Genomic DNA, 12648 nt, shown 5'->3' with positions numbered 1-12648 from the left:
CCCCTTTACTGGGTCCTGCCCGGCCCTGCCCACCGCCGGCCGGCGGTGCTGTCGCCAGCGCCGCCGCCACCCGATCACCCCCTGGGGAACGAGGCCGATGCACGAGATGTCGATCGCGATGGCCGTGGTGGAGCAGGTGGAGCAGGCGGCCCGGGAGCACGGCCGCGGCGCGGTGGCGGTGGTCCGCCTCCAGGTCGGCGAACTCGCCGGGGTGGTCCCGGACTCGCTCGCCTTCTGCTTCGAACTAGCCTGCAGCGAAACGGTGTTGGCGGGTGCCGAACTGGCCTTCGAGACGGTCGCGGCGCGCGCCCGGTGCCGGCCGTGCGAGGCCGAGTGGGCGGTGGGGATGCCGCCCGACCTGACCTGTCCGCACTGCCGTGGCGGGCAGGTCGACCTGCTGGCCGGGCGCGAACTGCAGATCCTCGACGTCGAGTGGGCCGACGGCCCGGCGTACGCCGCCGCCGACCAGGAAGGCTGAACCCGATGTGCCGCACCCCCGACCTGTACGGCCTCCAGCAGGCCGTGCTCGCCAAGAACGACGACAGCGCACGGGAGTTGCGCGCCCAACTGGCCGCGCGCGGCACCGCCGTGATCAACCTGCTCTCCAGCCCGGGCAGCGGGAAGACCGCGCTGCTGGAGGCCGAACTCGCGCTGGCCCACCGGCGCGGGGTGCCGGTGGCGGCCCTGACCGCCGACCTCGCCACCGAGAACGACGCCCAGCGGCTGGCCCGTTCGGGCGCGCCGGTCAGGCAGGTGCTCACCGGCGGCCTGTGCCACCTGGAGGCGGTGATGCTGCGCGGCTACCTGAGCGACTGGCTGCCCACCGAGACCCGGCTGCTCTTCGTGGAGAACGTCGGCAACCTGGTCTGCCCGGCCTCCTACGACCTCGGCGAGACGCTGCGGGTCGCGCTGGCGGCGGTCACCGAGGGCGAGGACAAGCCGCTCAAGTACCCCACCGCCTTCGGGCTGGCCAACCTGGTGCTGGTCACCAAGGCCGACCTGGCCGGCGCCGTGGAGTTCGACGAGGCCGCCTTCCTGGGCAACGTCGCGCGGGTCAACCCGGGGGTGGAGGTGGTCTTCACCTCGGCGCGGACCGGGCAGGGCGTGGGCGCGCTGCTGGAGCGGGCGCTGGGCGTGCTGGAGGGTGCCGCGGTGCACCGGCCGGTGATGTCCTACCTGCCGCCGGCGGTCCCGCCCGCGGCGACGACGTCGCCGGCGGCCGGCCATGCGCATCCGCACGACCACCCGCACCTGCCCGACCACCCGCACCCGCACGCCGAGTCGCCCGGCCAGCCGCACGCCGGGCCGCACGGCCGGCCGCAGCAGCCGGTGGGGGAGCCGAGGTGACGACCCCGCAGCCGGTCGCGGACCGGCAGCGGCGACGGGTCGCCGTGCGGGGGGTCGTGCAGGGCGTGGGCTTCCGGCCGTTCGTCTTCACCCTGGCCACCGAGCTCGACCTGGCCGGCCACGTCACCAACACCGCCGAGGGCGTGCTCGCCGAGATCGAGGGGCGGGCGGAGGCGGTGGACGCCTTCTGCCGGCGGGTCGCCACCGAGGCGCCGCCACTGGCCGAGGTGGCCTCGGTGCGCCACGAGCCGCTGGCCGCCACCGGGGCCGGCGGCTTCACCATCCTGGCCTCGAGTCCCATCGGTCCCAGTCGCACGCTGATCCCGCCGGACGCCGCGACCTGCGCCGACTGCCTGGCCGAACTGGCCGACCCGGCGGACCGCCGGCACCGCCACCCCTTCATCAGCTGCACCAACTGCGGGCCGCGCTTCACCATCGTCACCGCGCTGCCCTACGACCGGGCCAACACCACGATGGCCGGCTTCCCGCTCTGCGCGCTCTGCTCGCGCGAGTACGCCGACCCCGCCGACCGGCGCTTCCACGCCCAGCCGCTCTGCTGCCACGCCTGCGGTCCGCAGCTGCGCCTGGTCGTGCCGGGCGCGGCGGACCAGGTGGCGGGGGCGGCGATGGCCGGGGCCAGGGAACTGCTGGCGCGGGGCGCGATCCTGGCGGTCAAGGGCCTGGGCGGCTACCACCTCGCCTGCGACGCGGGTAACGAGGAGAGCGTGGCGCTGCTGCGCCGGCGCAAGAACCGCGGTGACAAGCCCTTCGCGCTGCTCGCCGGTGACCTCGCCGACCTCGACGGCCTGGTGGAACTCGGCGACATCGAAAGGGAGTTGCTCAGCGGATCGGTGCGCCCGATCGTGCTGTTGCGGCGCCTGGCCACCGCCCGCGGCGCGCTCGCCGGGGCGGTGGCGCCGGCGGTGGCCCCGCGCAGCGCCGACCTGGGCGTGATGCTCGCCTACACCCCCGTGCACCGCCTGCTGTTGGGCCTGCCCGGCGATCCGCCCGGGCCGCGGCTGCTGGTGATGACCAGCGCCAACCTGGCCGGCGAGCCGATCGTCATCGACGACGCGCAGGCGCTGGAGCGGCTCGCGCCGCTGGTCGACGGCTGGTTGACGCACGACCGCGCGATCCGGGTCCCGTGCGAGGACTCGGTGGTGCGGGTGGTGGACGGCGAGCCGCTGCCGGTGCGCCGCTCGCGCGGCTGGGCGCCGCGCCCGATCGCGCTGCCGCTGCCGGTGCGCCCGGTGCTCGCGGTCGGCGGCGACCTGAAGAACACCTTCGCGCTGGCCCGCGGCCGCGCGGCCTGGCTCTCGGCGCACATCGGGGACATGGACGACCTGGGCACGCTGCACGCCTTCGACCGCGCGGTGGACCACCTGAGATCGGTCACCGGGGTCGAGCCCGAACTGCTGGCGGCCGACCGCCACCCCGGCTACCGCTCCGCGCACCGGGCCCAACGCCGTGCGCAGGGACGCCCGTTGCACCGGGTCCAGCACCACCACGCGCACGTCGCCGCGGTGATGGCCGAGCACGGCCTGGACGGCGCCCAACCGGTGATCGGGGTGGCCTTCGACGGCACCGGCTACGGTGAGGACGGCGCGGTCTGGGGTGGCGAGGTGCTGCTGGCCGACTACGCCGGCTTCCGGCGGCTGGCGCACCTGGCCTACGCCCACCTGCCCGGCGGGGACGCCGCGGTGGCCCGCCCCTACCGGATGGCGCTGGCCCACCTGCACGCCGCCGGCCTCGATCGGTCCGCCGACCTGCCCTGTGTGCGGGCCTGTCCCGAGGACGAACGCGTCGTGCTGGAGCGACAGTTGGAGCGTGGCCTGAACTGCGTGCCGACCTCCAGCATGGGCCGCCTCTTCGACGCGGTCTCCTCGCTGGCCGGGGTCTGCCACCGGGCCGGTTACGAGGCACAGGCGGCCATCGAGCTGGAGGCCGCCGCCCTGGCGCACGGCCCCGCCGACGGCTACCGCTTCGCGCTGCGCCGCGCGGACGGCGCGCACCAGGCGGGCCCGCCGCCGCTGCTCGCGGAACCGGCGCCGGTCCTCGCGGCGGTGCTGGCGGACCTGCGCTCCGGCGCGGAGCCGGGCCTGATCGCGGCCCGCTTCCACGCGGCCGTCACCGATCTGGTGCGCCGGCTGTGCGGCGTGGCCCGCGAGGAGCACGGGGTGCGCACGGCGGCGCTGACCGGTGGCGTCTTCGGCAACGCCCTGCTGCTGGCGGGCTGCGCGCGGGCCCTGCGGGCGGACGGCTTCACCGTGCTGCGGCACCGCCAGGTGCCGGCCAACGACGGAGGGCTGGCCCTCGGTCAACTGATGGTGGCCGCACGGGCGGTCGCCGGAGAGGAGGAAAGCCCATGTGCCTGGCGGTACCTGGCAGGGTAGTGGAGATCATGGAGCGTGACGGGACCAGGATGGCCGTCGTCGACTTCGGTGGCGTGGTCAAGGACGTGTGCCTGGAGTACCTGCCCGACCTGGGGGTCGGTGAGTACGCCATCGTGCACGTCGGGTTCGCGTTGCAGCGCCTGGACGAGGAGTCGGCCCGCAAGACGCTCGACCTGTTCGCCGAACTCGGCCTCCTCCAGGAGGAGTTCGGCGACCCCTGGGAGGCGGCGGCAGCGGCCGGCGAGCCGGCCTGGGGCGGTCTCGAAGCGGTCGAGGAAGTCGCCGAGGTCGCGCAGGTCGGTGCGGCCGGCGCGGGTCACGTGGTGCGGGAGGACGGACAGTGAAGTACCTGGAGGAGTTCCAGAACCCGGAGCTGGCCCGGCGGCTGCTGGACGACATCCGCGCCACGGTGACCAGGCCGTGGGCGCTGATGGAGGTCTGCGGCGGCCAGACGCACACCATCATCCGGCACGGCATCGACCAACTGCTGCCCGAGGGGATCGAGTTGATCCACGGCCCGGGCTGTCCGGTCTGTGTCACCCCGCTGGAGGTGATCGACAAGGCGCTGGAGATCGCGGCCCGCCCCGAGGTGATCTTCTGCTCCTTCGGCGACATGCTGCGGGTGCCCGGCAGCGACCGGGACCTGTTCCGGGTGCGCGGCGAGGGCGGCGACGTGCGGGTGGTCTACTCGCCGCTGGACGCGCTGCGGATCGCCCAGGAGAACCCCCAGCGCGAGGTGGTCTTCTTCGGCATCGGCTTCGAGACCACCGCCCCGCCCAACGCGATGACGGTCCACCAGGCCAGGAAGCTGGGGATCGGCAACTTCAGCATGCTGGTCTCGCACGTGCGGGTGCCCCCCGCGATCAGCGCGATCATGGAGTCGCCGCACTGCCGGGTGCAGGGCTTCCTGGCCGCCGGGCACGTCTGCAGCGTGATGGGCACCGAGGAGTACCCGGAGCTGGCCGAGCGCTACCGGGTGCCGATCGTGGTCACCGGCTTCGAGCCGCTGGACATCCTGGAGGGCGTGCGGCGCACGGTGCGCCAACTGGAGCGTGGCGAGCACACCGTGGAGAACGCCTACCCCCGGGCGGTGCGCGAGGAGGGCAACGCGGCGGCCCGGGCCATGCTGGAGGACGTCTTCGAGGTCACCGACCGCGCCTGGCGCGGGATCGGGGTGATCCCCGCCAGCGGCTGGCGGCTCTCCGAGCGCTACCGCGAGCAGGACGCCGAGCACCGCTTCGACGTCGCGGCGATCACCACCCGCGAGCCGGCCGCCTGCCGCAGCGGCGAGGTGCTGCAGGGCCTGCTCAAGCCGCACGAGTGCGAGGCCTTCGGCACCCTGTGCACCCCGCGCACCCCGCTGGGGGCCACCATGGTCTCCAGCGAGGGCGCCTGCGCGGCCTACTACCTCTACCGCAGGCTGGGCGTGCCGGCCGTATCCCTGGAGGCGAGCCCCGTTGGCTGACACCGACACCCTCACCGGCACCCTAACCGGCACCCTCACCGCAGCGGCGACCGGTGCACCGGACTTCTCCGGCTGGAGCTGCCCGATGCCGCTGCGCGACTACCCGCGGGTGGTGATGGGACACGGCGGCGGCGGCGCGATGTCGGCCGAGCTGGTGGCCAACGTCTTCGGCCCGGCCTTCGCCAGCGCCACCCAGGCGGCGCTGGCCGACTCGGCGGCGCTCACCCTGGGCGGCGCCCGACTCGCCTTCTCCACCGACTCGTTCGTGGTGCGCCCGCTCTTCTTCCCGGGTGGCTGCATCGGCGACCTGGCGGTCAACGGCACCGTCAACGACCTGGCCATGAGCGGGGCCCGGGCCGCCTACCTCTCCTGCGCGGCGATCCTGGAGGAGGGCGTGGAGATGTCCGTGGTCGGGCGGGTCGCCCAGGCCATGGGGGCGGCCGCCCGGGCCGCGGGGGTGGAGGTGGTGACCGGCGACACCAAGGTGGTGGAGTCCGGCCACGGCGACGGCCTCTACCTCAACACCGCCGGGATCGGCCTGATCCCGGCCGGCGTCGACCTGCGCCCGCAGCGCGCGCGGCCGGGCGACGTGGTGATCGTCAGCGGGGAGATCGGCCTGCACGGCGTGGCGATCATGAGCGTGCGCGAGGGCCTGGAGTTCGGGGTGGAGATCAGCAGCGACTGCGCCGCGCTCGGCGGCCTGGTGGAGGCGATGCTGGCGGTCACCCCCGACCTGCACGTGCTGCGCGACCCCACCCGGGGCGGGCTGGCCGCCGCGCTGAACGAGATCGCGGCGGCGGCGCAGGTCGGCGTGACGATCGTCGAGCGCAGCGTGCCGGTGCCGCCGCAGGTCGCCAACGCCTGCGCGATCCTGGGCCTGGACCCGATGTACGTGGCGAACGAGGGCAAGCTGGTGGCGTTCGTCCCGCGTGAGCACGCCGAGGCGGTGCTGGCCGCGATGCGCGCCCACCCGCTGGGCGCGCAGGCGGCCGTGATCGGCGAGTGCGTGGCCGAGCACCCGGGGATGGTGGTGGCGCGCACCGCGCTCGGCGGCACCCGGGTGGTCGACCTGCCGCTGGGGGAGCAGCTGCCGCGGATCTGCTGAGGGCCGGCGCCGGCCCCAGACCGGGCGGGCGCCGCGGATGCGGCGGATCAGGGCGGCGGCCCGCCGGGTCTCGCGGTGGGGGTCGAGGTAGCCGGAGAGCTGGGCCAACTGGCCCGTCACGGTGGCCGACTGCATGCCCTCCGCGCCGTCCAGCGCCGCCTCGACGGCGGTGCAGGCCTCGGCCGGCTCGCCGAGCCGGAAGTACGCGGTGGCCAGCAGGCAGTGCGCGAGCACCTGGTCGACCAGCCGCTCCGGGGCGCGGGCGGCGCTCGCCAGCGCGGCCTCGGCCCGGGCGCCGGCGTAGTCGCCGAGGTCCAGGCGGCAGCGCAGGCCGGTGTCGGCGAGTTCGGCCTGGCCGAAGTAGTCGAGCCAGGCCACGTCGTCGGGGCTGGCCCGGGCCAGCCCCTTGGCGGCCCGGCCCAGGCTGAGCGCGGCCGCCGCCGCGTTCTGCCGGGCGGCCTGCGCGCGGGCCTCGGCGGCGTGCAGCGCGGCCCGGGCCCGCGGGCTGTGGCCGGTGGTGCTGGTGAGCGCGGCGCGCACCAGGTTGAAGGTGGCCTGCTGGTCGCCGACGGTGTAGGCGTGCTCGGCCAGCGTGGTCAGGATGTGCGCGCCCAGCAGCCGGTCGTCGGCCTGGTGGGCCAGGCACAGCGCCAGCAGCAGGTAGCGCCGGGCCAGTCCGTGCAGTCCCGCGTCGTGCGTGTAGCGCCCGATGGCCAGTTGGGCCAGCGCGGCGGCGCCGAACAGGCTGCGGCCGGTGGCCCCGGAGTAGCGGCCGGTCAGCAGCGGGGTGAGGCTGCTGTGCAGGTACTGCACGGCGGGCAGCCGGGCGGCGGCGCCGCCGGTGCGGCGGGCGATCAGGTCGAAGGCCTGCAGCGTGCTGCGGAACCGGGTGAGGTCGGCGGCGGTCACCTCCAGGCCGCTGCCGGGTCCGGTGCCGCGACCCACCGGCGCGGGGGCGGCGTCGGCCACCAGCCAGTGCAGGGCCGGGCCGCTCAGCGCGCCCGCCGGGATCTCGCCGCGGGTCGAGCTGTGCTGGTCCAGGTCACTGACCCACAGGGCGCGCAGCGTACTGGTGAGCTCGGCCGGATCGTCCAGGAACTCGGCCGTCCACGGGGGTTGACTGGTACGGGTGGCACCGGCCATGCCGATGTCGGTGACACTGACGATCCGACCCAGTGCCAGCGACAGTGTCTCGGCGATGAGTTCGGGCGGCACCGCCCGGCTCATCCGCCCGTCGCGCCAGCGCTGCACGCTCGTGTGGGTGCACTTGGCGTCACGTCCGTGGCGCACCGCGGTGTCCCGAACCGCGCGGGCGAACTGCTTGTTGGACATGGCGGCCTGCTCGATGAGAGCGGTGAGCTGCCAGTTCGCCCGCCGTGCGGGGGCAGGTGCGATGTCTGTACCACTGCTCATGCAGGGGACTGTAGGGCTGCATCCGGGGCCCTCGGGGTGAGATGAGCGAATTCGTGTCCGACTGTGACCCCTTGTGCGCCCTGTTTGGGCGAGTGGACCCCCTGTGAGCCCTATTGCGACCGTACGCAGGTCTGATTTTCTTCTTCCGCAGAGCGCGACCCAACGCTGACGCTGCGTATTGGCATGTAGACATCACCCGGAGTCCGCACGGTTGTGCTCGGACTCGGGAAACGGAGAAGAGCGGCCGTGACACCGAAGTCCCTATTCTTACTGATGGCAGGGGCCTGCCGTGGCTAAGGGACCGGGCCGCAACGCGCAGGCGCTGGACTCCCATCCGGCCCGCGACGACCGGATGTTGCGCACCGTCTGCGAGGACGCCGCGATGGGCCGCTGGGACGGGCCGCGCGATCTGATCGCCGCCACCGGGCACGACTGGGACCGACGGGTCTTCCGACTGCAGATCCTGGCGCGCCAGGGGGTGCGGCTGCGCTGGGCCGAGACCTGGGCGGCGGCCGAACCCGACAGCGTGGACGCACTGGTGATGCTCGCTCACGTCCAGGCGCTGCGGGCGATCCTGGCCGGCGAGGCCGAGGGCCAGGAACTGCTGGACCTGGCCTGGCAGACCAGTCTGCAGGCCGCCGACGCCGCGCCGCCGGACCCCTCGCCCTGGCTGGTGCTGATGGCGCTGACCCGCACCCTCGCACCCGACGGCTCGCTGATGCAGCAGCTCTGGGACGAGGTCTGCCGGCGCGATCCGTACAGTCGCGAGGGCCACCACGAACTGCTCGCGTACCTGATGCCCCGCAACCAGGGCACCAGCGCGCTGATGTTCGACTGGGCGCACGAGCGGGCCCAACAGGCGCCGCACGGAACGCCGATCGCGGTCCTGCTGCTGGTCGCCCAGGCCGAGCACTACCGGCACCGGATGGAACAGAACCCGCGCAACTACGGGATGACGATCCATCCGTGGACCGACTGCCCGGACATCGACCGGGTGCTGGAACACTGGTGGCGCTACCGCTCACCCCAGCGGCACGCCAACTTCATGGACGACGCCAACTACCTGGCGCACGCCCTGTCCTTCGCCGGCCGCCACGAGGAGGCGCGGGAGGTCTTCGAGCAACTCGGCCCGCACTTCGGCCGACTGCCCTGGGCCTACTGCGGCGAGGCGGAGCAGCTGTTCCTCAAACACCGCGATCGGGCGATGAGTTCGACCAAGGCCACGCGTTGGCGACGCTAGACCTGAGGCATCGTCAACTTACTTCACCAGCAACGGCACTGACGCCGCTGCCGCAGGCCGTGCCGGCCGCAGGCCGGCTCGCCACGGCCACCGGGACGCTCTCCCACGCGTCCGTTCCGGTGCCCAGCCCATTCCTTCCCCGATCGTCATCCCCTAGTCTCCCGCACCAGGCTTTCCCCGGCCTGATCACGGCCTCGCCCCCCGAGAGGAAGATCCACCATGCCCCTGGAACCCGACCACATGTCAGATGAGGAGCGCCTGGCCCAACTGGGTTATACCCAGGTGCTGGCGCGCCGCATGTCCGGCTTCTCGAACTTCGCGGTCTCCTTCACCATCATCTCCATCCTGTCCGGCTGCCTGACCCTCTACGGGTTCGGTCTCAACACCGGCGGCCCGGCCATGCTGACCTGGGGCTGGGTGCTGGTCGGGGCGATGACCCTGGTCGTGGGCCTGGCGATGGCGGAGGTCTGCTCCTCCTACCCGACCTCCGCGGGCCTGTACTTCTGGGCCAAGGAGATGGCCCCGCCGCGCTCGGCGGCGGCCTGGGCCTGGTTCACCGGGTGGTTCAACGTGCTGGGCCAGGTCGCGGTGACCGCCGGCGTCGACTTCGGCGCGGCCACCTTCCTGAACGCCTACCTGGACCTGCAGTTCAGCTTCGCCACCAGTGCCGACCACACCATGATCCTGTTCGCCGCGATCCTGCTGCTGCACGGTGCGCTGAACACCTTCGGCGTGCGGATGGTCGCCATCCTGAACAGCGTCAGCGTCTGGTGGCACGTCGGCGGCGTGCTGGTGATCGTCGGCGCGCTGGCGATCGTGCCCTCGCACCACCAGTCGGCGAGCTTCGTCTTCGGGCACTTCGTCAACGGCACCGGCTTCCACTCCTCGTTCTACGTCGGCCTGCTGAGCCTGCTGGTCGCCCAGTACACCTTCACCGGCTACGACGCCTCGGCGCACATGACGGAGGAGACCAACGACGCCGCGGTGGCCGGCCCGCGCGGCATCGTCCGCTCGATCTGGCTCTCCTGGATCGCCGGTTTCGTGCTGATCGTCGGCCTGACCTTCGCCATCCAGAACTGGGACAGCACGCTGAACACCACCACCGGCGTGCCGCCGGCGCAGGTCTTCATCGACGCCCTCGGTGCCACCGGCGGCAAGCTGCTGCTGCTGATCGTGATCGGTGCCCAGCTGTTCTGCGGCATGGCCTCGGTCACCGCCAACTCCCGCATGATCTACGCCTTCTCGCGGGACGGCGCGCTGCCCTTCAGCCGGGTCTGGCACCAGATCAACCCCAACACCCGCACGCCCACCAACGCGGTGTGGCTGGCCGTCGGCGGCGCGCTGGCGCTGGGCCTGCCGGACCTGATCAACGCCACCGCGTACGCCGCGGTGACCTCGATCGCCACCATCGGCCTGTACATCGCCTACGTGATCCCGACCTTCCTGCGGCTGCGCCAGGGGGAGAACTTCCAGCGCGGCCCGTGGCACCTGGGCAAGTTCAGCCGTCCGATCGGCATCGTCGCGGTCTGCTGGGTGCTGCTGATCACCGTGCTGTTCATGCTGCCGCAGGTCAACCCGATCACCGCGAAGAACTTCAACTACGCCCCGGTGGCGGTGGCCATCGTGGTCGGCTTCGCCGCCCTGTGGTGGTTCGTCTCGGCGCGCACCTGGTTCCTCAAGCGTGATCACCCGCGCAACCAGAAGCGGGCCGGCGCGGAGCAGGCGGCGATGGAGACCGCCGGCTGGTAGTCCACAGCCACCTGTTCGCACCACGGCGCCGCCCCCGGTCCTTCGACCGGGGGCGGCGCCGTCGTCGGTGGGGGCGTCGTCCTGGGGCCGGGCGGGCGCTGGGGGCGGAGGTCAGGAGGGGTCGTCGCCGAGGACCAGCTGGAGCAGCTCGCGCAGGTGGGCGCGCAGCGCGGGGCTCAGCGCCGCCAGCGGCGCGGCGGCGAACGGCATCCGGGCCCGCAGGTCGGTGCCGACCTCGCGGCCGGCGGCGGTGGCGGCGACCAGCTTGACCCGGCGGTCGCCGGGGTCGGCGTGCCGCTCGACCAGACCGCGCGACTCCAGCCGGTCCACGATGGCGGTCACGTTGGACGGCTCGGCGTGCAGCAGCTCGGCCACCCGGCGCATCGGCACCGGCTGCTGCACCGCCAGCAGGGCCTTGGCCTGCAGTGCGGTGAGCTCGTGCGCGCCGGCGGCCCGCTCGGACTCGCGGGTGTAGCGCCGGTTGATCGCGGCGAAGAGCGCGACGACCTGCGGGGTGACCTGGTCGGACGGGTGAACCATGCCTGCACTCTACCGAAGAGCTTGACAGCCAGAAATATCGGACTGCATAGTTATCAACGATAGTAGTTATGAGTCATAAGTACTGAGAGCACCGAGAGGCGAGCGACCGTGACGAAGAGCGAGAGCACCCGGACCGTCCTGATCACCGGCACCTCCACCGGGATCGGCCTGGCCACCGCGCTGGCCGCCGCCGAGGCGGGCTGGCAGGTGGTCGCCACCATGCGCGACACCGCGCGCTCGGGCGCGCTGCTGGACGCGGCCAAGGAGGCCGGCGTTGCCGACCGGATCGAGGTGCGCCCGCTGGACGTGACCGACGCGGCCGCCGCCGAGGCCTGCGTGGCCGGCGTGGTCGCTGACCACGGGCGGCTGGACGCGGTGGTGAACAACGCCGGCTCCGGCCACGTCGGCACCCTGGAGCAGGAGGGCATCGAGGCGGTGCGCGACGTCATGGAGGTCAACTTCTTCGGCGTCCTGCACGTGACCAAGGCGGCGCTGGCCCACCTGCGGGCCGCGCACGGCCGGGTGATCACGGTCACCAGCGTCGGCGGCGTGATCGGCCAGCCGTTCAACGAGGCGTACTGCGCGGCCAAGTTCGCGGTCGAGGGCTTCATGGAGTCGCTGGCCCCGGTGGCCGGGAGCCTGGGCGTCGCGGTCAGCGTGGTCGAGCCGGGCCCGGTGACCAGCGAGTTCGTCAGCAACGTCGGCGTCGGGCCGGGCGCCGTCGAGGCGGCCGGGCCCTACGGTCCCGCGCTGGCGGCGTACCTGGAGCGCACCCGTGGCGCGTTCGCCAACGCCCAGACCTCCGCGCAGGCGGCGGCCCCCATCGTCGAGGCGCTCCAGGCGCCGCGGCCGGCGTTCCGGATCCAGACCTCGGCCGCGGCCGCCGCGTTCGCCGGCGGGAAGCTCGCCGACCTCGACGGCTCGGCCGTGCAGGCGATGACCTCGGCCTGGATCAGCTGACCCCTCCCGCGCCGGACCGTCGGGCCCGTCCGGCCGGGTCAGCCGGTGGCGCCGGCGTCGCCCCGGTCGCAGGCGACGCCGTCCCGGTCGGTGTCCAGCACCAGCCGGTCACGGCCGTGGACGGCGAACGCGGGGTAGCCGTGCGCCCGCAGCCAGCGGCAGCCGGCCCCGGGCGCGCCGCCCGCGTCCGGCGGCAGGGTCCACGGGACGCAGAGCAGCCGTCCACCCCGCCCGCGCCGCCCCCCGCGGCCCCGGCGCCGGCCTGCTCCGGCGCGGCGGGGACCGGCGGCCGTGACCGGGGCGGGGCGCTCGGGCCCTGGGCGAAGTCCATGATGTGCGGGGCCGGCGGGCGGGCGGCGGTGGTCGTGGGGGCGGCCGAGGGCAGCGCGCCGGCGGCCGGCGCGCTGCCCCTGGGGGCGGGGGCCGCGGGGGGGAG

Annotated in this window: 10 protein-coding genes and 2 pseudogenes; 9 read left to right on the top strand and 3 right to left on the bottom strand. The window is 73.8% G+C overall.

The window, feature by feature from the left end; genetic code table 11:
* The first annotated feature begins 97 nt into the window (after positions 1-97).
* The 6 genes from hypA to hypE all read left to right on the top strand — a co-directional run bounded on the left by hypA (position 98) and on the right by hypE (position 6310).
* On the top strand, positions 98-478 hold the full coding sequence (gene hypA / locus ABD323_RS25150) for a hydrogenase maturation nickel metallochaperone HypA (protein ID WP_344444217.1): 381 nt from the start codon (positions 98-100) through the stop codon (positions 476-478).
* Positions 479-483: 5 nt separating this feature from the next.
* Positions 484-1347, top strand: a complete 864-nt coding sequence (gene hypB, locus ABD323_RS25145) for a hydrogenase nickel incorporation protein HypB (protein ID WP_344444216.1) — start codon at positions 484-486, stop codon at positions 1345-1347.
* The gene (gene hypF / locus ABD323_RS25140; RefSeq protein ID WP_344444215.1) at positions 1344-3740 is read left to right on the top strand and encodes a carbamoyltransferase HypF; all 2397 of its coding nucleotides are present in this window, start codon (positions 1344-1346) and stop codon (positions 3738-3740) included. Before hypB ends, hypF begins: the two co-directional genes overlap by 4 nt.
* Positions 3713-4084, top strand: a complete 372-nt coding sequence (locus ABD323_RS25135; protein WP_344444214.1) for a HypC/HybG/HupF family hydrogenase formation chaperone — start codon at positions 3713-3715, stop codon at positions 4082-4084. Before hypF ends, ABD323_RS25135 begins: the two co-directional genes overlap by 28 nt.
* Positions 4081-5205: a hydrogenase formation protein HypD gene (gene hypD / locus ABD323_RS25130; RefSeq protein ID WP_344444213.1), complete on the top strand. Its 1125-nt coding sequence runs from the start codon at positions 4081-4083 to the stop codon at positions 5203-5205. The genes ABD323_RS25135 and hypD overlap by 4 nt, the downstream gene beginning before the upstream one ends.
* A gap of 85 nt (positions 5206-5290) precedes the next feature.
* The gene (gene hypE, locus ABD323_RS25125) at positions 5291-6310 is read left to right on the top strand and encodes a hydrogenase expression/formation protein HypE (protein ID WP_344444233.1); all 1020 of its coding nucleotides are present in this window, start codon (positions 5291-5293) and stop codon (positions 6308-6310) included.
* Between the two features lie 102 nt (positions 6311-6412).
* Here the strand turns inward: hypE and ABD323_RS46210 are convergent.
* A pseudogene (locus ABD323_RS46210) lies at positions 6413-7642 on the bottom strand (NsdA family TPR-like regulatory protein); the annotation flags it as partial.
* 370 nt (positions 7643-8012) lie between these two features.
* On the opposite strand from ABD323_RS46210, the gene ABD323_RS25115 reads away from it, so the two are divergent.
* Positions 8013-8963 carry a hypothetical protein gene (locus ABD323_RS25115; RefSeq protein ID WP_344444211.1) on the top strand — a complete coding sequence of 317 codons (951 nt, stop codon included), beginning with the start codon at positions 8013-8015 and terminating at the stop codon, positions 8961-8963.
* Between the two features lie 219 nt (positions 8964-9182).
* Positions 9183-10712 carry an amino acid permease gene (locus ABD323_RS25110; protein ID WP_344444210.1) on the top strand — a complete coding sequence of 510 codons (1530 nt, stop codon included), beginning with the start codon at positions 9183-9185 and terminating at the stop codon, positions 10710-10712.
* Positions 10713-10823: 111 nt separating this feature from the next.
* Here the strand turns inward: ABD323_RS25110 and ABD323_RS25105 are convergent, their stop codons facing one another.
* Entirely contained in the window at positions 10824-11252 is a 429-nt protein-coding gene (locus ABD323_RS25105; RefSeq protein WP_344444209.1) for a MarR family winged helix-turn-helix transcriptional regulator, read from the bottom strand.
* A gap of 108 nt (positions 11253-11360) precedes the next feature.
* On the opposite strand from ABD323_RS25105, the gene ABD323_RS25100 reads away from it, so the two are divergent.
* On the top strand, positions 11361-12212 hold the full coding sequence (locus ABD323_RS25100) for an SDR family NAD(P)-dependent oxidoreductase (protein ID WP_344444208.1): 852 nt from the start codon (positions 11361-11363) through the stop codon (positions 12210-12212).
* Between the two features lie 38 nt (positions 12213-12250).
* Here the strand turns inward: ABD323_RS25100 and ABD323_RS25095 are convergent.
* Positions 12251-12648, bottom strand: a pseudogene (locus ABD323_RS25095) (hypothetical protein); the annotation flags it as partial.

It is taken from the genome of Kitasatospora nipponensis (genome assembly GCF_039528135.1).
In the GTDB taxonomy this organism is placed as follows: domain Bacteria; phylum Actinomycetota; class Actinomycetes; order Streptomycetales; family Streptomycetaceae; genus Kitasatospora; species Kitasatospora nipponensis.
This window is presented reverse-complemented; position numbering and strand designations above follow the sequence as displayed.

What these genes read in the sequence shown, in the direction of transcription:
- hypA (WP_344444217.1), top strand. Translation starts at nt 98, where the DNA reads ATGCACGAGATGTCGATCGCGATGGCCGTGGTGGAGCAGGTGGAGCAG.
- hypB (WP_344444216.1), top strand. Translation starts at nt 484, where the DNA reads ATGTGCCGCACCCCCGACCTGTACGGCCTCCAGCAGGCCGTGCTCGCC.
- ABD323_RS25135 (WP_344444214.1), top strand. Translation starts at nt 3,713, where the DNA reads ATGTGCCTGGCGGTACCTGGCAGGGTAGTGGAGATCATGGAGCGTGAC.
- hypE (WP_344444233.1), top strand. Translation starts at nt 5,291, where the DNA reads ATGCCGCTGCGCGACTACCCGCGGGTGGTGATGGGACACGGCGGCGGC.
- ABD323_RS25110 (WP_344444210.1), top strand. Translation starts at nt 9,183, where the DNA reads ATGCCCCTGGAACCCGACCACATGTCAGATGAGGAGCGCCTGGCCCAA.
- ABD323_RS25105 (WP_344444209.1), bottom strand. Translation starts at nt 11,252, where the DNA reads ATGGTTCACCCGTCCGACCAGGTCACCCCGCAGGTCGTCGCGCTCTTC.